22 protein-coding genes, 1 tRNA gene and 1 pseudogene are annotated in these 25,270 nt (G+C 59.7%); 14 read left to right on the top strand and 10 right to left on the bottom strand.

Translation table 11 applies throughout. The features are described from left to right. Positions 1–3 precede the first annotated feature (3 nt). Positions 4–888: a metallophosphoesterase gene (locus tag HQL44_00725; GenBank protein MBF0267091.1), complete on the top strand. Its 885-nt coding sequence runs from the start codon at positions 4–6 to the stop codon at positions 886–888. On the opposite strand, the gene HQL44_00720 is transcribed toward HQL44_00725, so the two are convergent. The 7 genes from HQL44_00720 to HQL44_00690 all read right to left on the bottom strand — a co-directional run bounded on the left by HQL44_00720 (position 885) and on the right by HQL44_00690 (position 6,861). Beyond that, the gene (locus HQL44_00720) at positions 885–1,283 is read right to left on the bottom strand and encodes a holo-ACP synthase (GenBank protein ID MBF0267090.1); all 399 of its coding nucleotides are present in this window, start codon (positions 1,281–1,283) and stop codon (positions 885–887) included. The two genes, HQL44_00725 and HQL44_00720, sit on opposite strands and share 4 nt — an antisense overlap. Next, a complete protein-coding gene (locus tag HQL44_00715) occupies positions 1,280–2,011 on the bottom strand; it encodes a pyridoxine 5'-phosphate synthase (GenBank protein ID MBF0267089.1) in 732 nt (243 codons plus the stop codon). The genes HQL44_00720 and HQL44_00715 overlap by 4 nt, the downstream gene beginning before the upstream one ends. A gap of 22 nt (positions 2,012–2,033) precedes the next feature. Next, the gene (locus HQL44_00710; GenBank protein ID MBF0267088.1) at positions 2,034–4,187 is read right to left on the bottom strand and encodes a bifunctional (p)ppGpp synthetase/guanosine-3',5'-bis(diphosphate) 3'-pyrophosphohydrolase; all 2,154 of its coding nucleotides are present in this window, start codon (positions 4,185–4,187) and stop codon (positions 2,034–2,036) included. 21 nt (positions 4,188–4,208) lie between these two features. Next, positions 4,209–4,604: a DNA-directed RNA polymerase subunit omega gene (locus HQL44_00705; GenBank protein MBF0267087.1), complete on the bottom strand. Its 396-nt coding sequence runs from the start codon at positions 4,602–4,604 to the stop codon at positions 4,209–4,211. A gap of 75 nt (positions 4,605–4,679) precedes the next feature. After that, positions 4,680–5,315: an ATP-dependent Clp endopeptidase proteolytic subunit ClpP gene (clpP, locus tag HQL44_00700; protein ID MBF0267086.1), complete on the bottom strand. Its 636-nt coding sequence runs from the start codon at positions 5,313–5,315 to the stop codon at positions 4,680–4,682. A 5-nt stretch (positions 5,316–5,320) separates the two neighbouring features. After that, positions 5,321–6,703, bottom strand: a complete 1,383-nt coding sequence (locus tag HQL44_00695; GenBank protein ID MBF0267085.1) for a trigger factor — start codon at positions 6,701–6,703, stop codon at positions 5,321–5,323. 73 nt (positions 6,704–6,776) lie between these two features. Continuing rightward, a tRNA-Leu gene (locus HQL44_00690) sits at positions 6,777–6,861 on the bottom strand. 281 nt (positions 6,862–7,142) lie between these two features. Here HQL44_00690 and HQL44_00685 point away from each other — a divergent pair. Further along, positions 7,143–8,492, top strand: a complete 1,350-nt coding sequence (locus HQL44_00685) for a globin-coupled sensor protein (GenBank protein MBF0267084.1) — start codon at positions 7,143–7,145, stop codon at positions 8,490–8,492. Between the two features lie 49 nt (positions 8,493–8,541). Here the strand turns inward: HQL44_00685 and HQL44_00680 are convergent, their stop codons facing one another. Next, on the bottom strand, positions 8,542–9,969 hold the full coding sequence (locus HQL44_00680) for an NAD(P)H-hydrate dehydratase (GenBank protein ID MBF0267083.1): 1,428 nt from the start codon (positions 9,967–9,969) through the stop codon (positions 8,542–8,544). A gap of 51 nt (positions 9,970–10,020) precedes the next feature. Between HQL44_00680 and HQL44_00675 the strand changes: the two genes are divergently transcribed. The 8 genes from HQL44_00675 (at position 10,021) to lexA (ending at position 17,799) form a co-directional block, all read left to right on the top strand. Next, the gene (locus HQL44_00675) at positions 10,021–11,586 is read left to right on the top strand and encodes a tetratricopeptide repeat protein (protein MBF0267082.1); all 1,566 of its coding nucleotides are present in this window, start codon (positions 10,021–10,023) and stop codon (positions 11,584–11,586) included. Next, positions 11,577–12,818: a D-amino acid dehydrogenase gene (locus HQL44_00670; protein MBF0267081.1), complete on the top strand. Its 1,242-nt coding sequence runs from the start codon at positions 11,577–11,579 to the stop codon at positions 12,816–12,818. Before HQL44_00675 ends, HQL44_00670 begins: the two co-directional genes overlap by 10 nt. A gap of 39 nt (positions 12,819–12,857) precedes the next feature. Then, positions 12,858–13,451, top strand: coding sequence for an aminodeoxychorismate/anthranilate synthase component II (locus tag HQL44_00665; GenBank protein MBF0267080.1), 594 nt, complete (start codon positions 12,858–12,860; stop codon positions 13,449–13,451). Further along, positions 13,451–14,500, top strand: coding sequence for an anthranilate phosphoribosyltransferase (gene trpD / locus HQL44_00660; GenBank protein ID MBF0267079.1), 1,050 nt, complete (start codon positions 13,451–13,453; stop codon positions 14,498–14,500). The genes HQL44_00665 and trpD overlap by 1 nt, the downstream gene beginning before the upstream one ends. Then, the gene (gene trpC / locus HQL44_00655; GenBank protein MBF0267078.1) at positions 14,497–15,294 is read left to right on the top strand and encodes an indole-3-glycerol phosphate synthase TrpC; all 798 of its coding nucleotides are present in this window, start codon (positions 14,497–14,499) and stop codon (positions 15,292–15,294) included. Before trpD ends, trpC begins: the two co-directional genes overlap by 4 nt. Before the next feature lie 7 nt (positions 15,295–15,301). Then, entirely contained in the window at positions 15,302–15,778 is a 477-nt protein-coding gene (moaC, locus tag HQL44_00650) for a cyclic pyranopterin monophosphate synthase MoaC (protein MBF0267077.1), read from the top strand. Continuing rightward, positions 15,778–16,962, top strand: coding sequence for a molybdopterin molybdotransferase MoeA (locus HQL44_00645; protein MBF0267076.1), 1,185 nt, complete (start codon positions 15,778–15,780; stop codon positions 16,960–16,962). The genes moaC and HQL44_00645 overlap by 1 nt, the downstream gene beginning before the upstream one ends. 99 nt (positions 16,963–17,061) lie before the next feature. After that, on the top strand, positions 17,062–17,799 hold the full coding sequence (gene lexA, locus HQL44_00640; protein ID MBF0267075.1) for a transcriptional repressor LexA: 738 nt from the start codon (positions 17,062–17,064) through the stop codon (positions 17,797–17,799). Positions 17,800–17,871: 72 nt separating this feature from the next. On the opposite strand, the gene HQL44_00635 is transcribed toward lexA, so the two are convergent. Next, positions 17,872–19,899: a ComEC/Rec2 family competence protein gene (locus HQL44_00635; GenBank protein ID MBF0267074.1), complete on the bottom strand. Its 2,028-nt coding sequence runs from the start codon at positions 19,897–19,899 to the stop codon at positions 17,872–17,874. A 354-nt stretch (positions 19,900–20,253) separates the two neighbouring features. On the opposite strand from HQL44_00635, the gene HQL44_00630 reads away from it, so the two are divergent. From HQL44_00630 to HQL44_00615, 4 genes are all read left to right on the top strand, one after another. Then, complete coding sequence (locus HQL44_00630; GenBank protein MBF0267073.1) at positions 20,254–21,681, top strand: glutamate--tRNA ligase; 1,428 nt, start codon at positions 20,254–20,256, stop codon at positions 21,679–21,681. A gap of 30 nt (positions 21,682–21,711) precedes the next feature. Further along, entirely contained in the window at positions 21,712–23,019 is a 1,308-nt protein-coding gene (gltA, locus tag HQL44_00625) for a citrate (Si)-synthase (protein ID MBF0267072.1), read from the top strand. A gap of 10 nt (positions 23,020–23,029) precedes the next feature. Continuing rightward, entirely contained in the window at positions 23,030–23,224 is a 195-nt protein-coding gene (locus tag HQL44_00620) for a hypothetical protein (protein ID MBF0267071.1), read from the top strand. Positions 23,225–23,600: 376 nt separating this feature from the next. Continuing rightward, complete coding sequence (locus tag HQL44_00615) at positions 23,601–25,088, top strand: DUF1311 domain-containing protein (GenBank protein MBF0267070.1); 1,488 nt, start codon at positions 23,601–23,603, stop codon at positions 25,086–25,088. 26 nt (positions 25,089–25,114) lie between these two features. On the opposite strand, the pseudogene HQL44_00610 reads toward HQL44_00615, so the two are convergent. Continuing rightward, positions 25,115–25,222: pseudogene (locus HQL44_00610) on the bottom strand (lactoylglutathione lyase). Positions 25,223–25,270 lie beyond the last annotated feature (48 nt).

Here is a 25,270-nt window from a genome sequence, read left to right as displayed (position 1 = left end):
GGATTGACCGTTCCTCGTGCTGGGTGCCTTCGCTTGTTCAGACGACTGACTTTCTTCTGCCTGGGCCTTGCCGTGGCCGGTTTTGCCTGGGGATTTTTCGTCGAGCCGGACCTGTTGCATGTCCGGCGCTGGACCGTTCAATCGCCTTCCTGGCCGAAGGACGCGCCCGAGCTTCGCATCCTGGCGATCGCCGATCCGCATCCTGGCGCCCCCCATATCGACGAGGCCAAACTTGAGCGCGTCGTCGCCATGGCGAACGCCGAAAGGCCCGATCTGGTGGTTCTGATGGGTGACTATATCGCGGGCGGCCTATTCACCCGCTTCGTCCCGCCCGAAACCACGGCCCACATTTTGTCGAAACTTGAATCCCCCTTGGGCGTCTATACGATTCTTGGCAATCACGATTGGTGGCTGGATGGCGGGCGCGTCGCCCGAGCCTTCGAGTCCGTGGGCATCCCCGTGCTTGAAAACAAATCCATCGTCCTCAACTGGCAAGGCGCCGATATCTGGCTGGCTGGCGTTGGCGACAAGACGACCGACAATGACAGGCCTGAAAAGGCGTTGGCGGGCATTCCAAGGAACGTCCCTCTCATTGTAGCGATGCATCATCCGGACAGTTATCCGGAACTGCCAAGGCGGGCTGGATTGGCCCTGGCGGGACACACCCATGGCGGACAGGTCAATCTGCCCCTGCTGGGACGTTTGGTAGTTCCCTCAATCTACGGACAACGCTATGCCTACGGATTGATCGACGGCGACAAGGGGCCGCTGGTGGTCAGCGGCGGCATCGGCACCAGCATCATTCCCGTGCGTTTCGGCACGATTCCCGAAATCACTTTGATAACCTTGAAAACGATGCAAACTCCACCTGCACCCCGTAATGTTTAAATCCTGACAGCCTCGATCAGGACGATGGCTTCGGCCATCGGCGGTTCGTCGGTCATGGTGAGGTGAATGACCGGCCTGTAGCCCGGCGGAGTCATTTCTTGCAGGCGGGAAAGCGCGCCGCCGGTCAGTTCCAGGGTCGGCTGGCCGGTATCTAGATTGACCACGCCCATGTCGCGCCAGAAAACGCCCTTCCTGAAGCCGGTGCCCAGGGCCTTGGAACAGGCTTCCTTGGCGGCGAAACGCTTGGCCAGCGTCGCAGCGGGATCGGCGCGCTTCATGGCCTTGGCGATTTCCGTGGGCGTGAAGATGCGATTCAAGAAACGCTGACCATAACGCTGCAGGGTCTGTTCGATGCGCCGGATATCGGCCAGATCGTTGCCGATGCCTAGGATCACGCCCTGGCCTCGTCCATCAGTCGGCGCATGGCCTGAATGCTGGCTTCCAGACCCACGAACATCGCTTCTCCCATCAGGAAATGGCCGATATTCAGTTCGACGATATTCGGAATGGCCGCCACCGGCTTCACATTGGCATAGGTCAGACCATGTCCGGCATGGCATTCCAGCCCAATCTCGGCGGCCAGCTCTGCCGCCCGACGCAACCGCACAATCTCTGGCCCCTCGCCGCCTCCCGCCTCGGCATAAGTGCCGGTATGCAGTTCGATCACCGGCGCTCCCGCAGCCTTGGCGGCGCGCACCTGACGCTCGTCGGGTTCGATGAACAGCGAAACGCGGATGCCCGCATTCTTCAGGCGTGCCGATACGTCGGAAATGCGCGCCAGATCACCCGCCACCTCAAGGCCGCCCTCGGTGGTGCGTTCAGAGCGCTTCTCGGGCACCAAACAGCAGGCATGCGGTTTCAGGCGCACGGCAATCTCGACCATCTCGCCGATGGCGGCCATTTCCAGATTGAGCGGTCGGGACAATTCGGCCATCAGCCGATCCACGTCGCCATCCATGATATGGCGCCTGTCCTCTCTAAGATGCGCCGTGATGCCGTCGGCACCCGCCTTTTCGGCCAGCAGCGCCGCCAAGACGGGATCGGGATGGCTTCCGCCCCTGGCGTTGCGCAGCGTGGCGACGTGATCGATATTGATGCCCAGGCGTTGGTAGGGAAGCGTCATCGCATGTCTCGCGTCGGAAGGGTCAACTGCGCGCCCGGTCGACCGAACTGATTTCGGGCGTGGCGCGAAGGGCTGCAATGATGTTGGTCAGGTGGCGGACGTCATGCACCTCGACATCCACCATCAATTCGAAAAAGTCGGTCGAGCGGTTGGTGATCTTGACATTGGTGATGTTGCCCTTGTTCTTGGCGATCACGGTGGCCAGCGTGCCCAGACTGCCCTGCTCGTTGGCCACCACCATGCTGATGCGCGAGGTGTGCGACTTGATCTCGGCGCCGGCGTCCCAGGCGATGTCCAACCAGCGCTCGGGCTGATCTTGCAAATTCGACAGCATGTCGCAATCGATGGTGTGGATGGTGACGCCGCGGCCCGTAGTGATGATGCCCACGATGCGGTCGCCCGGCAACGGGTGACAGCATCCGGCGAAGTGCATGGCCATGCCGGGAATCAGCCCCTTGATGGGCACCGCATGCTCATGCTTGCCAGATTGCTTCGTTTTGTCCTTCTGCTTGGGCAAGGGTACGACATTGGGGGCGTGGTGGTGTTCCTTCAGCCCCGGATAGACGGCCAGCAGAACCTCGCGCCCGGTATGATGGCCCTCGCCCACCTCGACGATCAGATCGTCGGCGCTAGCCGCCTTGAACTGCTTTATCACGCCGTCCAGGGCCTTGTTGGTCAGTTCGTAGCCTTCCTGTCGGAAAGCCTTGCTCAGAATTTCCCGGCCCAGGGCCAGGAACTGGCTGCGCTGCTGATTGCGGATGAAGCGCCGGATGCAGGCCCTGGCCTTGCCGGTGACGACGAATCGCTCCCAGGCAGGCTGCGGCGATTGCGCCTTCGACGTCAGAATCTCGACCTGATCGCCGTTGACCAGCGCCGCCTTCAAGGGAACCATGCGCCCATTCACCTTGGCGCCGACGCAAGTGTCGCCCACCTGGCTGTGAACCGCATAGGCGAAATCGACCGGGCAGGCGCCGCGCGGCAACGCGATCAAGTCGCCCTTGGGCGAGAAGCAGAACACCTGGTCTTGGAACATCTCGAGTCTGGTGTGCTCAAGGAATTCCTCAGGCCCCGAAGCATGGTCGAGAATGTCCAGCAACTCTCTCAGCCAGCGATACTGACGCCCATCGGTATTGGGGCCGCCATCCTTGTAATTCCAATGCGCCGCCACACCCAGCTCGGCCACTTCATGCATGTCGCGCGTTCTGATCTGCACTTCGATGCGCTGATGTTCCGGCCCCAGAACGCCGGTATGCAGCGACTTGTAGCCGTTGGGCTTGGGCAGGCTGATGTAATCCTTGAAGCGGCCGGGCACCACCGGATAATGGCTGTGCAGCACGCCCAAGGCCCTATAGCAGCCATCGACATTGTCCACGATGATGCGAAAGGCCATGATGTCGGACAATTGCTCGAAGCCGACATCCTTTCTTTGCATCTTGCGCCAGATCGAATAGGGCGTTTTCTCGCGGCCCGAGATTTCCGCCACCAGCTTGTTGCCCTTCATCACGTCGTCAAGCTCGGCCAGAATGTGGCCGATCAGGTTGCCGCCGCTTTGCTTCAGAAAATCCAATCGATTGGTGATCGACTGGCGCACATCGGTGTGCAATTCGCCGAAGGCTAGGTCTTCCAGTTCGTTCTTGATCTCTTGCATGCCGATGCGTTCAGCCAGCGGCGCGTAGATCTCCATCGTCTCCATGGCGATGCGCTTGCGCTTGTCAGGATTTTCAATGTAGTGCAGCGTGCGCATGTTGTGCAGCCGGTCGGCCAGCTTGACCAGCAGAACGCGAATGTCCTCGCTCATGGCCAGGACCAGTTTTCGGAAATTCTCGGCCTGTTTGTTGGCCTGGTCCGACGTCAGTTCCAGCCGCGTCAGCTTGGTCACGCCATCGACCAAACGCGCGATGTCGGCGCCGAAAATCTTCTGGATTTCCTCAAGCGTCGAGGTGGTGTCCTCGATCACGTCATGCAACAGGGCCGTGATGATCGAGGCGCCGTCCAGATGGAACTGGGTCAGGATGCCGGCCACTTCGATGGGATGCGAGAAATAGGGATCGCCCGAGGCGCGCTTCTGCGCGCCATGCATCTTCATGGCGTAAACGTAAGCGCGATTGATGGCATCCTCGTCTGCGGACGGATCGTAGGCCTTAACGCGCTCGACGAGTTCGAATTGCCGGATCATCCGCTGTCCAGAGGGAGTAGGTTAAGCCTCCTCGCCCGGCGCGATGTCTTCGAACCCGGTCATTTCGGGTTCTTCCTCGACGGTCAGGCCGTCCTCGGCCACTTCCTCGTCGATATTGGCCTCGCCCACGTCCAAAGCCATGTCGGCGGCGGCCAGACCCTCGAGGTTGTCGTCCTCGGGCTGGTCGTTCTCGACATGCTTTTGCAGCCCTTGCACCAGCGAGTTCTTGAGAACTTCGAGGCTGACCGTTTCGTCGGCGATCTCGCGCAGAGCCACAACGGGATTCTTGTCGTTGTCGCGGTCCACGGTCAAATGCGAACCGGTGGAAATGTCGCGGGCGCGCTGGGCGGCCAACATCACCAGTTCAAAACGGTTGGGGATCTTCGTGACGCAATCTTCTACGGTTACGCGGGCCATTGCTGGGTCAACTCCTAGCCGGGAGATTAGGGAATATATAGTTCATTGCAGGCGACAAGCCAAGTCGCGGGGTTGTTATTGCCCCTCGGAAGGCTCGGGCCGCCTCGTGAAGACCTGATCGATCAGGCCGAAGGTTTTGGCCTCTTCGGCCGTCATGTAGTTGTCGCGCTCCATGGCGCGCTCGATGACGTCGAGAGCTTGGCCCGTATGATTAACGTAAATCTGGTTCAAACGGGCACGCAAAGCCAGAATTTCACGCGCCTGAATCTCGATGTCGGTGGCCTGCCCCCTGGCCCCGCCCGAAGGCTGATGGACCATGATGCGCGAATTGGGAAGCGCATAGCGCTTTCCAGCGGCCCCGGCAGCCAGCAACAGCGACCCCATCGATGCGGCTTGGCCGATGCAGACCGTGGACACTTGGGGGCGAATGAACTGCATCGTGTCGTAAATCGCCAAACCGGAGGTGACGACGCCGCCCGGCGAGTTGATGTAGAACGAGATGTCCTTGTTGGGGTTCTCGGATTCCAAGAACAGAAGCTGGGCGCAGATCAAGCTGGCGGTGTAATCCTCGACCTGACCGGTCAGAAAGACGATGCGCTCCTTCAACAGGCGCGAATAGATGTCATAGGACCGCTCGCCCCGGCTGGTCTGTTCGACCACCATGGGAACCAGCGTGTTCATATAGACGTCGACGGGATCGCGCTCGTTCATGCTCATCAAGCCTCCTCGGCCTTCTTCTTGGCGGACTTCTTCTTGGGCTTGTCGCTAGGCTGGGCGGGCGCGTCGTCGTCTTGCATCAATTCGTCGCGCGAAGACGGCTTGTCGCTGATCTGAGCCAGCTCCAGAATGAAATCAACCACCTTTTCTTCAAGAAGCGGCGCCTTCAGGGCTTCGATCGCATCGGGATTTTCACGGTAGTACTTGAAGACCATGGCTTCCTGGCCGGGGAAGCGTCGCGCTTCGGCAACCAAGGCGCGGTTCAGGTCGTCTTGCTGGATCTGGACATTGTTCAGACGGCCCACTTCGGCCAGCAGAATGCCCAGACGCACCCGACGGGCGGCGATGGCCTGATATTCGGCCTTCAGCTCGTCCTCGCTCTTGGCCTTGTCGGCCTCATCCAGTTGGTCCTTGGCCTTGGCCTCCTCGATCTGCTTCCAGATGGCCTGGAATTCCGAGTCCTGCAGCCCCGCCGGGACCGGGAAATCATGGCCGTCGGCCAGCTTGTCGAGCAAGGCGCGCTTCAGCTTCATGCGGGCCAGACGCTCGTAATCGCGCTCGATCTGTTCCTTGATGGCCTTCTTGACCGCATCGAGATTTTCCAGGCCCATCGTCTTGGCCATCTCGTCGTCGACCTTGGCCGGAACCTTCTTCTTCAGACCATGCAGCTTGACTTCGAAAACGGCGGCTTGGCCCGCCAGCTTGTCGTTCTGATAGGCCTCGGGGAAGGTGACGTTGACCTTGACCTCGGCCCCCACCTTGACGCCGATCAGTTGCTCTTCGAAGCCGGGAATGAAGGTGTTCGATCCCAGTTCAAGCTCGTAGCCCTCGGCGGTGCCGCCCTGGAAGGCTTCGTCGCCCAGCTTGCCCACGAAATCGATCACCACGATGTCGCCGGACTGCGAGGGGCGGTCATCCGTCACCGCCTCGCTGGTCGAACGCGACTGCGCGAATTGCTCGAGCGCCTCGGCGATCTCGGATTCCTGGGCCTCGACCTTCAAGCGCTCCAGCGTGATCGACTTGAAATCCATCGGCGTGAATTCGGGCAAAGTCTCCAACGCCACGGTGAATTCCAAATCGCCGCCTTCGGCAAAGCTCGTCACCTCGATATTGGGGCGCATGGCCAGCTTCAGGTTGTTTTCGGTCACTGCCTGGCTGGCGCCCTGATTGACGGCCTGTTCCAGGACTTCGCTCATCACCGAAGAACCATATTTCTTACGCAGGATCGGCATCGGAATTTTGCCGGGGCGAAAACCGGGCACCTTGGCCTGCTTGCCAACCTCGGTCAGGCGGCCGACCAACAAGGTCTCAATTTGTCCCGCGGGCACGGTCACTTTGTAGGAACGCTTGAGCCCGTCAACATTGGTCTCGGTAACTTGCATCGACTGCCAATCCTTGATGAAAAAGAAAACTTGCGTGTAGAGTCTGCGCGGGTAGGCATCGCACGGGCCTGGATGGTGCGGGCGAAGGGACTCGAACCCCCACGCCTTGCGGCAATGGAACCTAAATCCATCGCGTCTACCAGTTCCGCCACGCCCGCGCCTTTCAGCCAAGCCGCGCTTGCCGAAGCCCGCTCCTATAGCATAAGCGCTTTAAGGTAAACAGGTAAAATCGAGGCTTGGCCAAGCGCCACCTCGCATTCCAGCCTAGCGGATATTTATATCCTTATTAAATATGCTGGAATTTCTGGCGCGCCGCAGCCAACTATGATAAATAATAATACGTGTTTTTCACGATGCGCGCGGCCTGGAATGCGCCATATAGCCTGAAGACGCTGAGCCAAACAAAAAGTTATCATTTTCTAATTTAGAGGTACGGATCATGTCGAGTGAGCAAAATGCCGAATTCGCCAGCATGGGCGAACGTACGAAGTATTACCAAATCGACGAAAAAACCATCTCCTGCCTGCGGGACTTTAACGGCGTCCTGGCTGCCAATATCGACAAGATTTTGGACGGGTTCTATGGCTACGTCACCTCTTACGCCAACCTGTCGCGCATGTTTCCCAACCAGCAGATTCTGACGCACGCCCGCGCCCGCCAGAAGGATCACTGGCTGAAGAACGTGTTTTCGGGCAATTTCGACGATACGTACCTGCGTTCCGCCCAGATCATCGGACAAGTCCACCAGAGGATCGGCTTGGCGCCCGGCTGGTATGTCGGCGGTTACAGCTTCACCCTATCCAAACTGTTCGAACTGGCGGTGCAAACCTACCGCAAGAAGCCCGAAATGCTGGCCGAAGTCGTCAAATCCATCAACAAGGTGGCGCTCTTGGACATGAGCGTCGCCATCTCGGTCTACACCGACACCAACACGGCGGCCATCATCGCCAAGGAACTGGGCGGCAAGGCCGATCTTTTCGAGCGCGAGGTCAAGGGGGTCGTCTCTTCCGTGTCCAGCGCCGCCACCCAGCTTCAATCGACCGCCCAGTCGATGACAAGCACGGCCGAGGAAACGTCGAGACAGTCCACCACCGTGGCGGCGGCGGCCGAGGAAGCCACCGTCAACATCCAGACCGTGGCGGCGGCGGCCGAGGAATTGTCCTCCTCGATCACGGAAATCAGCCGTCAGGTCACCCAATCGGCCCAGATCGCCAACAACGCACAGCACGAAGCCGACCGCACCAACGCCATGGTCCAGGGGCTGGCCCAGGCGGCCAATAAAATCGGCGAAGTGGTCAAGCTGATCAACGACATCGCGTCGCAAACCAACCTTCTGGCCCTGAACGCCACCATCGAAGCGGCCCGCGCCGGCGATGCGGGCAAGGGATTCGCCGTGGTCGCCAACGAAGTCAAAAGCCTCGCCAACCAGACGGCCAAGGCGACGGAAGAAATCACCACCCAGATCACCAGCGTCCAGAACGCCACCAAGGAAACCGTGAACGCGATCCAGGGTATCTCTGGGATTATCGCTCAAATCAATGAGATCGCGTCAGCAATTGCCACGGCGGTTGAGGAACAGGGGGCGGCCACGCAGGAAATTGCTCGCAATGTCCAGCAGGCGGCCACCGGTACCCAGGAAGTGACCGACACGATCGGTCGGGTCAATCAGGCCGCCGGCGAGACCGGCCAGTCGGCCCGCAACTTGCTGCAAGCCGCCAACACGCTGTCGCACAATTCGGACGAGATGAGTTCGAAGGTCGACGGCTTCCTGCGCAGCATCCGCGGCTGAGCAGAACCGACAAGTATTGAAAAGGCCGGGGGGCAACCCCCGGCCTTATTCATTTGCCCAATTCGCCGATCAAATCCTCGGCCACCAGCCCCTCGCCTGCCCTGAGTCCGGTTTGGCCGTGCAGCCAAGCGGCGGCTTGGCCTGCCTGGAACGGTGGCATTCCCTGGGCCATCAACCCCACGGCAATCCCCGCCAGCACATCGCCCGATCCGGCGGTGGCTAGCCAGGGCGGCGCCTGGGTTTCGATGACGGCGCGCCCATCGGGCGAAGCGATCACCGTATCGGCCCCCTTCAGCAGCACCGTGGCCCCGGCATGGCGGGCGGCCTGACGGGCCGAGGCTAGCTTGTCGCTGGATCGTTCGAACAAACGCTTGAATTCACCCTCATGCGGGGTCAGCAAGGCCGGGTGGTGCAGGTTGTCAAACAGGTCGTCCTGCCTGCCTTCGAAAGTGGTCAGCGCATCGGCGTCGAGAACCAGCGGCAATCCGGCTTCAAGCAATTGGGCAACCATCGAACGCGTGGTCTTGCCCACACCCAGGCCGGGTCCGGCCAGCGCCGCCGAAATTTTTCCAGGCTCCAGAAGGGCCGCCAAATCGTCCGGCTTATCGCAAGGCTTGAGCACCACGCCCGGCGCACAGGCGCTGGCATAGATGGGCATCAGCTTTTGCGGCACGGCCAAAGTGACCATCCCCGCCCCGATCCGGCGCGCCGCGCCAGCGGCCAAGCGCGCCGCCCCGGTCATCTCGCCGCCCAGGATCAAGGCGTGACCCCGCGCATATTTGTGCGCATCGGCGGCCAAGCGGGGCATATTCCAAAGTTCCGGCCCATTCTCAAAGGCTTGCGGCTTGATAACGTCCAGCACGGCATCGGGAATGCCGATATCCGCCACGACGATATGGCCGCACAATCCCCGCCCTGGCATCAGACAGTGGCCGGGCTTTTTCCTAAAAAAGGTAACCGTCAGGCAGGCTTTGGGCGCCGCGCCCAGCACTTGGCCGTCATCGCCAGAAATCCCGCTTGGGATATCGACCGCCACCACGGGAACCGCCAGCGCCTCGATCACTTGTCGTGCCACGCCTTCCAGCGGGCGGGTCAAACCGGCTCCGAACAAGGCGTCGATCGCCAGATCGGCCCCTTCCAGGCAAGACAGGGCCAAGGGTTCGGTCTCGCCTTCCCAGCGCTCAAGGTTCAGGGCGGCATCCCCCCTCAACGCCCTGGCGTCGCCCAGAAGCGCCACCCGCACCGGCCAACCCCAATGGCGCAAATAGCGAGCCGCCACGAAGCCATCACCGCCATTATTGCCGGGGCCAGCCAGCACCAGAACCCGGCAGGGCGGGAAACGTTTGCGCACATTCATGGCGACCGCCCACCCCGCCGCCTCCATCAGCCGCGAGGAAGGCACGCCCCCCTCGGCGGCCAAGCTATCGGCTTTGGACATTTCCGCTATGCCAAGAAGGGCTTGGTTGCTGAACTGCATGCCACTAGGCTATACCCCCTGAACCCGTCTTGCAAAGGTGTCTGGCTGTCCATGCGATCCCCATTGGCCGAGAAATATCTCTCGCTTGGCATGGCCGTGCACCGCGAGCGCCAAAGTGCCGCCGCCGAGGATTTCTATCGCCTGGCGCTGAACGAGGCGCCGAATGATGGTGAAATTCTGGTTCTTCTGGCCGAAGCCCTGCGCGAGCAAGACAAGGCGGGCGACGCCTTGACAACCCTTGGCGAGTTGGGCACGCCCTCGGCCCTGAATTCCAGGGGCATGTGCCTAGCCGATCTGGGGCGGATGAACGAAGCCTTGCCAGTTCTGGCGCAAGCCGTCAGCCTAGCCCCCTCCGACCCCGACCCCCTGGTCAATCTGGCCAATCTGGTGGCCCGCATGAGCCGGGTGGAAGAGGCCATGGGCTATTACCTGGCGGCCTTGAAATTGGCCCCCCTGCATGTCGGCGCGCTGTCGGGCCTTAGCCTGCTCGAGCGCGACCGGCGCCATTTCGGCAATGCCCTGGAATGCGCCCGGCGCGCCATCGGCCAGGAACCGGGGCGGGCGGATTTATGGAACAATCTGGCCCTGGTGCAAGATGAAATGGGGCTGCGGGCCGATGCCGAAACATCCTATCGCCGCTGTCTGTCGCTGGCCCCCAGCCATGCCGAGGCGCGATGCAATCTGGGCATGACCTTGCTGGCCCAGGGGCATCTGATCGAAGGGTTCAAGGCCTATGAAGCGCGCTGGCGCAGGCCCGACATGCCGCCCCGTCCCTTCGCCCAACCGCAATGGCAAGGCGAGAGCCTGACCGGCAAAGCCATTCTGCTGCACGGCGAGCAATGTTTGGGCGACAGCTTGCATTTCTGCCGTTACGCCCCGTTGGTCAAGGACAAGGGAGCGGCAAGAGTGATCCTTGAGGTTCAAGCGCCGCTGGTCCCCCTGATGCGCTCGCTGGACGGAGTTGACCAGATCGTCGCCCAAGGAACTGCTCTGCCCGCTTTCGATTGCCATTGCCCGCTCCTAAGCCTGCCCACGGCATTCGCAACCAGCTTGGAAACAATCCCCGCCAACATTCCCTATCTGAAAGCCGATCCCGCTTTGGCCTTGGAAAAGCGCCGCTGGCTGGACAGCGTTTCAGGCCTAAAGATCGGCCTTGTCTGGCAGGGCAACGCCAAATACAGGGGCGAAGACTGGCGCTCGCCCGGGCTTGAGTTGTTTGCCCAAGTGGCGCATGCAAGGCAAGACGCAAAAATCGTTTGCCTGCAGGCCAATGGCCTGGGCGCGTTTCTGGCCGCCATGGGCGATCAGGCGCTCGATTTGGGCCATGAGGTGGACGCCGATACGGTCCCCTTCGCGGAAACGGCGGCCCTGCTGGCCGGGCTTGATCTGGTCATCGCTTCGGACACGTCGGTGCCGCATCTGGCGGGCGCCCTGGGCGCTCCCGTCTGGATGGCTCTGCCCTATGCCGCCGAATGGCGTTGGCTGGAAGGGCGGACGGACAGTCCTTGGTATCCAAGCCTGCGCCTGTTTCGCCAAGCAAAACCCGACGATTGGACGGCGGTGCGTCAGCAGATGATCTCGGCCTTGCAAACCCATAGGGGGACGCCATGCGCGTGATCGTGCTGGGGGCGGGCATCGTCGGCGTCTCGACCGCCTATTGGCTGGCCAAGGATGGGCACGAGGTCACCGTCATCGACCGCCAGCCAGGCCCCGCCCAGGAAACCAGTTTCGCCAATGGTGGCCAGATTTCCGCCAGCCACGCCGAACCCTGGGCCAACCCGGCCACCCCGTTCAAGGCCATCAAATGGCTGGGGCGCAAGGACGCCCCGCTTTTGTGGCGCCTGACCCGTTTCGACCCCGAATTATGGGCCTGGGGCTTGCGCTTTCTGGCCAATTGCACGAAACCGCGCACCGCCATCAATACCGAGCGCACTTTGCGCATGGCCCTGTACAGCCGCGCCCTGCTGAAAGAACTGAATCAAAGCTGCAAGCTGGATTACGACCGCAGGGCCGAGGGCATCTTGCACATCTATCGCGACGGGCGGGAGTTCGACTTGGCCTGCCGGGCCGCCGAGACCATGAAAACCTTCGGCCTTAACCGTCAAGTGGTTGATACCGAGGCCTGTATCGCCAAGGAACCTGCCTTGGCGTCGTCTCGCCCTTCGCTCAAAGGCGGCATCTTCACGCCCGAGGACGAAAGCGGCGACGCCTGCCGCTTTGCCCAGGAACTGGCCCGCTTGGCCCAGGGGTTGGGCGCGACCTTCCAGTTCGATACAAGGATCGACGTCATCGAGACCCAAGGCGGCCATTTCCGGGCGGTGCTGACCGGCAAGGGCCGCATCGAGGCCCAGGCCTGCGTGGTGGCGATGGCCAGCTTCTCGCCCCGGATCATGTCGCCTTTGGGAATCAAGGTTCCCGTCGTGCCCGCCAAGGGCTATTCGGTGACGCTGAAGGCGGGTTCGGGCGCGCCGTCGCTCAGCCTGACCGACGACGAGCACAAGATGGTCTATTCGCGCCTGAACGACCGGCTAAGGGCGGCGGGAACGGCGGAATTCTCGGGCCACGACACATCGATGAACGACTTCCGGGCGGGGCTTATCTTGAAAAAGACCCTGGATCTGTTTCCCGATGCGGGAAGCGATCCTGAATTCTGGACGGGCCTGCGCCCGGTCACGCCCGACAGCGTGCCCATCATGGGAAGGACGCAGGTCAAAGGGCTGTTTCTCAACACCGGCCACGGCACGCTGGGCTGGACCATGGGACTGGGGGCTGGCCGTTTTCTGGCCGACATCCTGGACGGAAAATCCCCCGCCATCGACCCGCAAGGCCTTGGGCTTGACCGATTCTGAAGCGAGAGTATCCTCGCCTACCCATCAAGGACGCAACGCATGCTTCTGCTTATCGACAATTACGACAGCTTCACCTGGAACCTGGTGCAGTATCTGGGCGATCTTGGAGCGCCCGTCGAGGTCCAGCGCAACGACCAGCTTTCGGTCGATCAGGCGCTGGCGCTAGCCCCCAAGGCCATCGTTATCTCGCCCGGTCCTTGCGATCCCGACCGGGCGGGCATCTGCCTGCCCCTGATCAAGGCGGCGGTGGGCAAGATACCGCTACTGGGCGTGTGCCTGGGCCATCAGGCGATCGGCCAAGCCTTCGGCGGCAAGGTGATCCGAGCACCTCTGCCCATGCATGGCAAGATGGACATGATCCATCACACCGGCGAAGATCTGTTCAGGAACGTCCCCTCGCCCTTCAAGGCGACGCGCTACCATTCGCTGATCGTCGAGCGCCAAAGCCTGCCCGATTGCCTGAAGATCACCGGCGAGACCGCCGACGGACTGATCATGGCCCTTAGCCACAAAACGCATCCCATTTTCGGCGTTCAGTTCCATCCGGAAAGCATCGCCAGCGAACATGGCCACGATTTGCTGGCCAATTTCCTGTCGCTGTCGGGCATTCCCGTCCAAAAGAAAGCAGCCTGATGACCCAAGCCCAATCCGCCGACTCGCTGGCCGCCATGAAGGCTGTCCTCAACCGCTTGGCGCAAGGCGTCAGGCTGGACGAAAGCGAAGCCGAACAGGCCTTCGACATCATCATGTCGGGCAACGCCACGCCCGCCCAGATCGGGGCATTCCTGATGGCCTTGCGCCTGCGCGGCGAAACGGTCGAGGAAATCACCGGCGCTGTGCGCACCATGCGGGCCAAGGCCTTGAAGATCAACGCGCCCTCTGGCGCCATCGACGTGGTGGGCACGGGCGGCGACGCTTCGGGCACCTACAACATCTCGACCGCTGCCTCGCTGGTGGTCGCCGCCTGCGGCGTCCCGGTGGCCAAGCACGGCAACAAGGCTTTGTCCTCGAAGTCGGGCGCCGCCGACGTGCTGACCTCGATGGGAGTCAAGATCGACGCCGACATGTCCCTGGTGGAAGAGGCGCTGTGGAAGGCCAATATCGGATTTCTGATGGCCCCCAGGCACCATTCGGCCATGCGCCATGTGGCCGGGCCGCGCGTGGAGTTGGGAACCCGCACCATCTTCAATTTGCTGGGGCCTTTGTCCAACCCGGCTGGCGCCAAGCGCCAATTGACCGGCGTTTTCGCCCCTCAATGGGTCGAACCGATGGCCCAGGTGCTGGGCCGCCTGGGGTCGGAAAAGGCCTGGGTGATGCATGGCGACGGCATGGACGAACTGACCACCACCGGCTCCAGCCAAGTGGCGGAGTTGAAGAACGGATCGGTCAATGTTTTCGAAGTGACGCCGGAAATGGCGGGCCTTGATCGCGCCCAGAAATCCGATCTGGTGGGTGGCGATCCCGCCTACAACGCCGCCGCCCTGATGGCCGTTCTGGATGGCGCCGCAGGCCCTTACCGCGACATCGTGCTGTTGAACGCGGCCGCCGCCCTGGTGGTGGCCGACAAGGCCAAGGACTTGAAATCCGGCGCCGCCATGGCCGCCCAGGCCATCGATTCCGGCGCTGGCAAGGCGACGCTGGAAAAGCTGGTCGCCATCACCAACCGTCCGGTGGCTTCGTGAGCGACGTTCTGGAGCGGATCAACCAGCAAAAACGGGAACTGGTGGCCGAACGCAAGGCCAAGACCCCCTGGGCGGAGATGGAGCGGCTGGCCCGAGGCCAAGTCCCCGCCCGCGGCTTTGCCAAGGCCCTTGAAACGGCTGTCGCCCAGGGCCGCTATGGGCTGATCGCCGAAATAAAGAAAGCCTCGCCTTCGGCCGGGCTGATCCGCCCGGATTTCGATCCCGCCGCCTTGGCCCAGGCCTATTTCAAAGGCGGCGCTTCCTGCCTGTCGGTGCTGACCGACAGCCCCAATTTCCAGGGCGAGGACGCCTATCTTCAGACCGCCCGCGAAGCCGTGCCCCTGCCCGCCCTGCGCAAGGATTTCATGGTCGATCCTTGGCAGATTCTGGAATCAAGGGCCCTGGGCGCCGATTGCATCCTGATCATCCTGGCCTCGATGGACGACGCTTTGGCCCGCGATTTGGAAAGCCTGGCCTTCGAGCTGGGCATGGACGCGCTGATCGAAACCCATGACGAAATTGAATTCGAGCGCGCCCTTAACCATTTGAAATCGCCCTTGATCGGCGTCAACAACCGGAATCTCAAAACCCTTAAGGTGGATATCGCGACCAGCGAGCGGCTGATGCCCCAACTGCCTCCCGGCAGGATCGGCATCGCCGAAAGCGGTCTTAAGACCAAGGCCGATCTGGCCCGCATGGCGACTGCCGGGGCAAACTGTTTTCTGATCGGCGAATCATTGATGCGCCAAGCGGATGTTGAATCCGCCACCCGCGACCTGCTTGCCAAGGAGTGATGTTTCCATGAGCGGACTCACCCATTTCGACGCCGAGGGCAATGCCCATATGGTGGATGTCGGCCACAAGAACGAAACCGAGCGCGTGGCGACCGCCAAGGGCAGCGTTCTGATGGCCCCCGAAACCATGAAGCTGATCTTGGACAAGGGGGTCAAGAAGGGCGACGTGCTGGCCGTGGCCCAGTTGGCGGGGATCATGGGGGCCAAGAAAGCCCCCGACCTGATCCCGCTTTGCCACCCGCTGGCCCTGTCCTCGGTCAAGGTCGAGTTGGAATGCGACGAAACGTCCAACGCCATTGGCATCACCGCCACCTGCAAGGTGACGGGGCGCACCGGCGTGGAGATGGAAGCCTTGACGGCGGTCAGCGTCGCCGCCCTCACCGTCTATGACATGTGCAAGGCGGTGGACAAGGGTATGCGTCTGACCGACATTCGGCTGACGCACAAATCTGGCGGTAAATCAGGAATCTATGAGGCGAAGTGATGCTGTCGGTTGAAGAAGCACAGACTCTCGTTTTATCCAATCTGGCACCCTTGGGCAGCGAAACCGTCGCCGTCTCGCAGGCGTTGGGTCGGGTTTTGGCGCAGCCCGCCACGGCCAGGACCAGCCACCCTACTGCCGACGTTTCGGCCATGGATGGCTGGGCGGTGCGCTCGGCGGATGGGGTTAACCTGACCCAGATCGGCGAATCCTCAGCCGGTCACCCTTTCGATGGCACGGTCGGACAGGGGCAATGCGTGCGCATCTTTACCGGCGCCGTCATGCCATCGGGAGCCGACAGCGTCGCTATCCAAGAAGAGGTCAAGGCCGACGGCATGGCCATTACCCTGGACCGCCCCGCCCCAGCGGGCCAGCATGTCCGCAAGCAAGGCCAGGACTTCGCCAAGGGGCAAAGCCTGTTGGCGGCGGGCCAACGCCTGACGGCACGCGACATCGCCCTGCTGGCCGCCATGAACCTGCCCTGGATCGGCGTGGCGCGCCGCCCGCGCGTGGCCGTTCTGTCCACCGGCGACGAGTTGGCCCTGCCGGGCGAGCCGATCCCCGAAGGCGGCCTGCCCAATTCGAACAGTCTGATGCTGATCGCCTGCATCCAGGAATGGGGGGGCGAAGCCTTCGACCTGGGCATCGCCAAGGACGATTTCGACAGTCTGGTCGCCAAGGCCAAAAGTGCGACGGGCTGCGACCTGCTGATCACCACCGGCGGCGTTTCCGTGGGCGCTTACGACAAGGTCAAGGACGCCCTGGCGGCCCTGGGCTTTTCGGCAGGATTCCACAAGATCGCCATGAAGCCGGGCAAGCCTTTGATGTTCGGGCGCATGGGCGGCCTGCCCGTGCTGGGCCTGCCCGGCAATCCGGTTTCCGCCTATGTCAGCGCCGTTCTATTCCTAAAGCCCATGCTAAGGCAGCTTCAGGGGATTTCGCCTGCTCTGGCCAGCCCCGTTCCGGCCAAGCTGGCCGCCCCTTTGCCCGCCGGTGGGGCGAGAGAGGAATATTTGCGCGCCCGTCTCGAAACCGCCCAGGACGGAACATTGGCGGTTCACCCAAGCAAGGCGCAAGACAGCGCCATGTTAAGCGAACTGGCCAGCGCCAACGCCTTGATCCTACGCCCCATTAAGGCGGCAGCCGCCAAGGCGGGCGATCAGGTGCCGGTTCTGCCCCTGGATTGATGTCGCCCGGTTGGTCCACAGACGTTCCGTAAATTTTCCTTGACCTTAAGGACGAACTAAATTAGAACATCCGTGTGAAATTCACGCGGGGTTCGCCACATGTTGACCAAGAAACAATATGAACTTCTGATGTTTATCGAAAAGCGCCTCAGGGAAAGCGGCGTATCCCCTTCTTTCGACGAAATGAAGGAAGCGCTGGGGCTGAAATCGAAGTCAGGCATTCACCGCTTGATTACCGGGCTTGAGGAACGGGGCTTTCTGAACCGGCTGCCGCATCGGGCGCGCGCCTTGGAAGTGACCCGCCTGCCGGAAAACATCCATGACACCAGGGCCGAGACCCGCCAAGCCCCGCAGCGCTTCACGCCGCAACTGGTGCGCTCGCAGCCTCAGGCGCCCGCACCCCAGCCGATCAGTCGTTCGCCGCTTCCTGGGCGCGTACTGCAAGTCGAAAACCCGTCGGCCCAGGTTCCGCTGTGGGGCAAGATCGCCGCCGGAACGCCGATCGAGGCCATGAACGACCATTCCACCACCGTCGACATCCCGATGAGCATGATGGGGTCCGGCGAACATTACGCCCTGACCATCGAGGGCGACTCGATGATCGACGCAGGCATCATGGATGGCGACACGGTGCTGATCCGCAGTTGCGACACAGCAGAAAACGGCGCCATCGTGGTGGCACTGGTCGATGAGAACGAAGTTACCCTGAAGCGGCTGCGCCGCAAGGGCGCCTCGATCGCCCTGGAACCGGCCAACACGAAATACGAAACGCGAATCTTCGGCCCCGACCGGGTGAAGGTGCAAGGCCGTCTGGTCGGCTTGATGCGCAATTACTAGCTCAGGATCGCTTAACTCCGAGGCATCCCGGTGACGCGGAGTTAAGCGTGAATCCTTAGCTAAAACAAATTTCTAAAGCGAATCCTCTTGTTTGACGTTTGGCGGATCGGAATCCGGCGGTTCGGCTAGGCTGTTTGTTTCAGCCTTGTCTGGCTTGTCTGGCCTTGGCTTGTTGCCCTTCTCCAGCGCCCAGGGGTGATCGCCCCGTTTTTCCCTCACCGTTTCGACGCGCAGAATTTTCCCCTGTTCCAACCAAACCGCATGAGGGCCGTTCGCAAGGCGCTGACGACGGTCGATAACCGCCGGTCCTTGGCAGCTTCCCTTGGGCAAGGTGAAGGGGGCTACCAACAGGTCCGCCGATGCGCAATCTTCCGCCAAGGCCTCGGGACGATGGGTCAAGGCCAAGGCAACTTCCTTGACGTCAATCCGGCATCCCAGGGAATCGCAACGCATCTTGCCCTCTGCTGCGCCATCGGCGAAAAATTCCGCTTCGCCATCGATGGCTAAGTAACGCTGCCAAGCCTGACGCGTGATCGGTTCTTGCTTGCCCGGCGTGACCAGCATCCGCCCATCTTCAAGACGGATCGCCGCCAAACCTCCGCCGCCATCGACCAGCAGGTCGGGCAGACGGGCAAAAACCGCCGTGGAAAGCCCGAAACAGATCCCCAGCAGTCCCAAAAAGCGCCAGGCTTTGCGCATCAAGAGCAGCCACAATCCACCGACAATCAGGGCGGCAAACCCCGTCTGCGAGAAAGAGGGCACGGACAACCCCGCCCCCGGCCAGGAGGAGGTTTCGTAGGCGATGGCGTTGATCATGTCGACGCCCCAACCCATGGGAATCAGGGCCAATCGTTCCAGACCCAACGGCATCAGCAAGACAGAAGCCAGGGCGGCAGGCATGACCAGCACGCCCGACAAGGGCACCGCCAACATGTTCGATGCCAGACCATAGGGATTGAAGCGGTTGAAGTGATGGGCCGAAAATGGGGCGGTGGCGAAGCTGGCGACCAGCGACGACATTGCTAGCAGCGCCACGTAAAGAACGACGCCGCGCCACCAGCCGCCTTTCTGGCGACGCCAATCCGCAACCGGCGCCTGGGCGATTTCATAGACCGCCACCAAAGCCAGAACGGCGGCAAAGCTCATCTGAAAACTAGCACCCGTCAGACTTTCGGGCTGGGTCAGCAAGATGGCCAGCGCCGCCCAGGCGACCAAGCGCATCGATATGGCTTGGCGATCCAGAACCACCCCCAACAATACAATGCCCGTCATCAAAAAACTGCGCTGGGTGGGCACCATCGCACCCGACAGAAACAGATAGAAAAGTGTCGCCAGCGCCGCTCCCACCGCCGTCCATTTCTTGATCGGGTAATTGAGCGCCAAGGGGCCGATCAGGGCCAGCAAGGCGCGCAACCCCACGAAGACCAGCCCGGCCACCAGCGACATATGCAAGCCGGAGACGCTTAAGATATGGGCAAGACCCGAATCGCGATAGGCATCCAGCAGCGGCCTTGAAATGGCGCGCTCGCCGCCCGTGATCAGGGCCGACGCCACCGCCCCGCTGTCTCCCGGCAATTCGCTTTGGATGCGCTTCGTGATGTGCAGGCGAAGCCGCGCTATCGATTTGGCAAGCCCATCGATAAAACCGGCCTCGTCATCCACCCCGTCCAGAATCTCGACCTGCCCCATGCCATAACCGATGGCCCCCAATCTCTGAAACCAAGCCTGGCGGGCGAAATCGAAGCCGCCCGGGATGACGGGACCCGTGGGCGGCATCAGGCTGGCGTAAAGCCGAATACGGTCGCCGGGAGCGATCAAGGGGGCCTTGAGCGGCAGGCGAAGGCGGATACGCTGGGGAACGGCCTGGATAGTCCTGTTCTCGAAAGACAAGCGTTCAAGGATCACCCGCGCCCCGTCATGCTCAAGCGGCTCGACATGAGCCACCACGCCCGAAACCAGCGCCATGTTCAGGGGCCGTTCCAGGACCGGTGCCGCCACGATCTGGCTGCGAATGGCGGCGGCGGCATAACCCGCCAGCAGCGCCCCGGCGACCGCCAGGGGGATCAGGGCGCTCGCCCATTTGCGCAAGCCAAAGGCCAAGGATACTACAGCAAAAAACGAGACAATTAGGGCGGTCAGGCCGATTTCAACCGCAGATGCGAAATAGAGACTAATTCCAAAGCCGCTCAGAACGGGCAACCAGAGGGGCCAGCGCTCGCGTTCGGCCAGAAAAGGCTGCAGAACAAGTTCCCAACCCCGCCTTGCCGCGACGTTATGCGCTTCCCATTTGCTGGGTGTAGAACTTGTGCGATCTCCCTCAAGGCTCATGCTGCAACCGCTCAATGAATGTGCTAGAGATATCTTCGGGTGAGGTCAAAGCCACCCCAAGGGAGGGGTACCCTCCCCCGCCAGCCCGGCTGATTATGGACCCTAGGAAGGAACCGATCTATTTCAATGTCAGAGGTCATTACCCGCTTCGCCCCCTCTCCGACCGGATATCTGCATATCGGTGGTGCTCGCACCGCGCTGTTTTCCTGGCTGTTCGCCAGACGACATGGCGGACAGTTCAAGCTGCGCATCGAAGACACCGACCGCGCGCGCTCGACCGACGATGCGGTCAACAAGATTTTCGAAGGGCTGAAATGGCTGGGCCTGGATTGGGACGGCGACGCCGTCATGCAATTCTCGCGGGCCGAACGCCATGCCGAAGTGGCGCGTCAACTGCTGGCCGAGGGCAAGGCCTATCGCTGCTATTGCTCGCAAGAAGAACTGGCCTTGATGCGCGAACAGGCCAAGGCCGAAGGTCGGCCCATGGGCTATGACGGACGTTGGCGCGACCGCGATCCGGCCGACGCGCCCAAGGACGTTCCGCCGGTCATCCGCATCAAGGCGCCCAAGGAAGGCGAGACGATCGTCGCCGATCTAGTGCAAGACGAAGTGAAGGTGGCCAACGCCCAGTTGGACGACATGGTGCTGCTGCGCGCTGATGGAACGCCCACTTACATGCTTTCCGTGGTGGTGGACGATCACGACATGAACGTCACGCATGTCATTCGCGGCGACGACCATCTGACCAACACCTTCCGCCAGATGCAAATCTACAATGCGATGGGTTGGACGGCGCCGTCTTTCGGCCATATCCCGCTGATCCACGGACCCGACGGCGCCAAATTGTCCAAGCGGCACGGAGCCTTGGGCGTGGAAGCCTATCGCGACATGGGATTCTTGCCCGAAGCGATGCGCAATTACCTGTTGCGCCTGGGCTGGAGCCATGGCGACGACGAAATCATTTCCACCGAACAAGCCGTTTCCTGGTTCAATCTGGAGAATGTCGGCCGTTCGCCCGCGCGTTTCGACATGACCAAGCTATCTAGCCTGAACGCGCATTACCTGCGCCAAGCCAGCGATGCCCGCTTGGCCATGGAAGTCGCGCCCCTGATCGAGAAAAGCCTGGGTCGCCAACTTTCGCCTGAAGAAAGCGAGCGATTGACCAAGGGCATGGAAGGCTTGAAGGAGCGCGCTAAAACCTTGGTCGAACTGGCGGAGAGTGCCCGCTTCTACGCCGAAAGACCCAATCTGGACGCCAAGGCGATCAAGGCCATGCAACCTCTTTTGGACAATGACCGAGCGCTTCAGATGGATGCGTTCCTGTCCAAGGCCTATGACCTGCCGTCGTTCGACCGTGCGGGCATCGAAGCCCTGGCCCGCAATTATTCGGAAGAAACCGGCATGAAGCTGGGAGATCTGGCCCAGCCCTTGCGCGCCGCCCTGACCGGTTCCACCACCTCGCCGCCGATTTTCGAGGTCATGGAGATCCTGGGGGCAAATCTTTGTCAAAACCGTTTTGTCTCAGCCATTAAAGCAGTCCGTGAAGCCACCTAAACTTCCACCCCCATGAAGAGGGAAAAAAAGATGAGCACCAGCGCAAAAGAAACCGTCACAGTCACCAACAATTCGAATGGAAAGCAGGTGGAGTTCCCTCTCCACTCGGGAACCGTCGGACCCAAGGTGATCGACATCCGTTCGCTTTACAGCCAGATGGATCTTTTCACCTACGATCCGGGCTTCACCTCGACAGGCAGCTGCAAATCGACCATCACCTACATCGATGGCGATGAAGGCGTGCTGTTGCATCGCGGCTATCCGATTGAAGAGTTGGCCGAACATTCCGACTTCATGGAAGTCGCCTATCTTTTGCTGAAGGGCGAACTGCCCAACGAGGGTGAAAAGAAGAAGTTCGTGAAGACCATCACCAACCACACGATGGTGAACGAGCAGATCAACTTCTTCTATCGCGGATTCAGGCGCGATTCGCACCCCATGGCCGTGCTGTGCGCCGTGGTGGGATCGATGGCCGCCTTCTATCACGACAGCATCGACATCAACAATCCGCGCGACCGCATGATCGCGCAGCACCGCTTGATCGCCAAGATGCCGACCGTCATCGCCTGGGCCTATAAATACTCGCTGGGCCAGCCTTTCATGTATCCCAAGAACGCGCTGGGCTATGCCGAGAATTTCCTGCACATGATGTTCGCCAATCCTTGCGAGGATTATGTGGTCAGCCCCGTCCTGTCCAAGGCCATGGACCGCATCTTGATCTTGCACGCCGATCACGAGCAGAACGCCTCGACATCGACAGTGCGCTTGGCCGGATCGTCGGGCGCCAACCCGTTCGCCTGCATCGCGGCCGGCATCGCGTCCTTGTGGGGGCCAGCCCATGGCGGCGCCAACGAAGCCGTGCTGGGCATGCTGCAGCAAATCGGCTCGGTCGATCACATCAACGAATACATCAAACGCGCCAAGGACAAGGACGACAATTTCCGCCTGATGGGATTCGGCCACCGCGTCTACAAGAATTACGACCCCCGCGCCAAGATCATGCAGAAGACCTGCAAGGAAGTTTTGGACGAGTTGGACATGCATGACGACCCGCTTTTGAAGCTGGCCATGGAGTTGGAACGCATCGCCCTGTCGGACGATTATTTCATCTCGAAGAAGCTGTACCCGAACGTCGATTTCTATTCGGGCATCATCTTCCGCGCCATGGGCATTCCCACCAGCATGTTCACCAGCCTGTTCGCGCTGGCGCGCACGGTGGGTTGGGTGTCGCAATGGAACGAAATGATCGAGGACACCGACCAGAAGATCGGGCGTCCGCGCCAGTTGTATGTGGGCGCACCCAAGCGCAAGTTCGTTCCCCTGGATCAGCGCAAGTAACCATCGGGCCATGAGCAATTTCAAACGCCATGGCCAACAACCGGGACGGGGGGCAAGACGCCCCCCGGCCTTTCAGCACATCTTCAAGAAACCCGCCAACGACAACCGCGCGGGAAGCGGCCATCAAATCAAACGCGTCATGGCCTTGTGCCTGATCGCGCTGCTGGCCTTGTCGGCGATTTGGGCAAACGGCGGAATGCCTTAGCCGACGACGAAGGCCGCGTCCGCGCCGCGTGATTCAACACGTCCTCGATCATATCCTGAGAACCGCCTGCGAGCGTTTCCGGGTAGCGCGCGTATTGGTGCTGATGCAAATCAACCGATGCATAAGCTATGTTCTGCGCATATCTTAATACGAGAAATGCCTGTTGACTCTCTAGGGCCATCGGCTAGAGTTTGAAACGAGCTTATCAAACAGTACAAGTCTGCTTGCCGGATCACATACGCCTGAAGCTAAAACCTTTCGGAAGCTTTGTCCGTGATTCAAGAAAACAAGAAACAATCAAGACTTGGTCCGTACGCTAGCATTATCAAGTCCTTATATAATGGGAAACTCCAATTGTTACATGTATTATTGCGGAATGCAGCACGTGTTGGAGAAGGACATGCGATTTATACTAGGTTGTATTGTGTGCTTACAGGCTTTCTCTTTTTCGGCTATCGCAGATCAGCCTGGGTTTGACTGTGACAAAGCGCATACAGAAACAGAGAAAACCATTTGCGATACGGATATTCTGGGATTCCTTGATGCAAGAATGAGCAAGGAATATCGCAAATTGATTTCGCTCATCAATCCCGCAGCACAAAGCCGACAACTTAACGCTCAGCGAGTGTGGCTAAATAATCGCGAAGTGAAGTGCAAAGGCAATATAGATTGCATCGGAAACTGGACTAGAAGCAGAGAACTTTTTCTGTCTGGAAAGATTGAACAGCTAAGAGACCCTCAATTTCAAATCGATCTTTGGGCACCTTCTGACGCTAAGGCCGATGCGATTTGCAAAAAAGCGCTAAAAGTTGCAAATGCTGGGCACTTAAAGGACCATGCTCTTGAAGAGCATAAGAATCAAAACAACGAAGAGCCCTTTTACCGAGTTACTCCAGTCAGAAAGAAAAATGGGGAAACAAGGAACTTTATTACCATTATTTCTGGCGGGTCTTGTTCAGGCTATAGATTTTGCGACATAAGAAAAGCACAACGGCTAAACTGGCATAACAGTCTTTCTGAGCATATTTTAGATTGCACAGACATTGAAGATTATTTTTCAACGGGGGAAAACGGATACTTAGAGGGATATGAAAATGAGGATCTCAATTATTTCTCAGACGGAATAATGCTAAATATTGATGGAGATGCAGTTGTCGTCCATCCGACAACACATGAAGGCTGGTCAGGAAAATTGATTACGTGGTTTGAAAAAGAGAATGCACGGCCTGTTTGTACATTCGAGCCAACCATCCCAACGAAGTACAAGCAGAGTTCTAAGAATATTCATGACGTGTGTAAAGCGTTTGTGGAAAATAAAGTTAGAATACTTCCATGGGTAACTTCAAAATATGATCGCCCATTTTTGTCATCAGAAGACAGAGTGCGCTCCATGAAATTTGAGAAGTCTTACCATATTTACGGAGACGAGATGGAGAGGCAATCTATATATCCTTCTGGGAAAATGTTTGTGGAATCTGATATTGATAATGATGGGCGAATGGAAAAAATTGGCATAATAAGTGCCAGTGAATCGAGAGGATGCGGGTTTAATCAAAATTACATTGTTTTTATAAAAGAAAACAATTCACGGAAACAATCGGATTCAGTTACAAATTTCATAAGCAATATTGATTGGCTGAATTTTGGCTGGACAAGAAACAATGAACAATATCATAAAATTGATAATATTTTTAATCCGCTCGAATATGATGGTAAATATTACATGTTTGCCCATCGCCGTGGTGAGGAATTGCCTGGGATTTACTCAATCACTTATGACAGAAATAGTTCAGAGCCAAAACTTCATAAATGGTGTGAGATCATTCCTCAGCTAAAAATAGATAAAACATATCATCATAAGTAGCTTCTGCAGACCAAGAAAAGCAAACCCTAACGCTCGATCAGTTCGATCTTGTAGCCGTCGGGGTCTTCGATGAAGGCGATCACGGTGCTGCCATGCTTCATCGGACCCGGAGCTCGAACGATCATCACGCCAGCCCCTGCGAATTCCCTGGCAAAAAAGTTGCACACCCTGGGGGAGACATC

The sequence above is a fragment of the Alphaproteobacteria bacterium genome (genome assembly GCA_015231795.1).
Taxonomy (GTDB): domain Bacteria; phylum Pseudomonadota; class Alphaproteobacteria; order Rhodospirillales; family WMHbin7; genus WMHbin7.
This window is presented reverse-complemented; position numbering and strand designations above follow the sequence as displayed.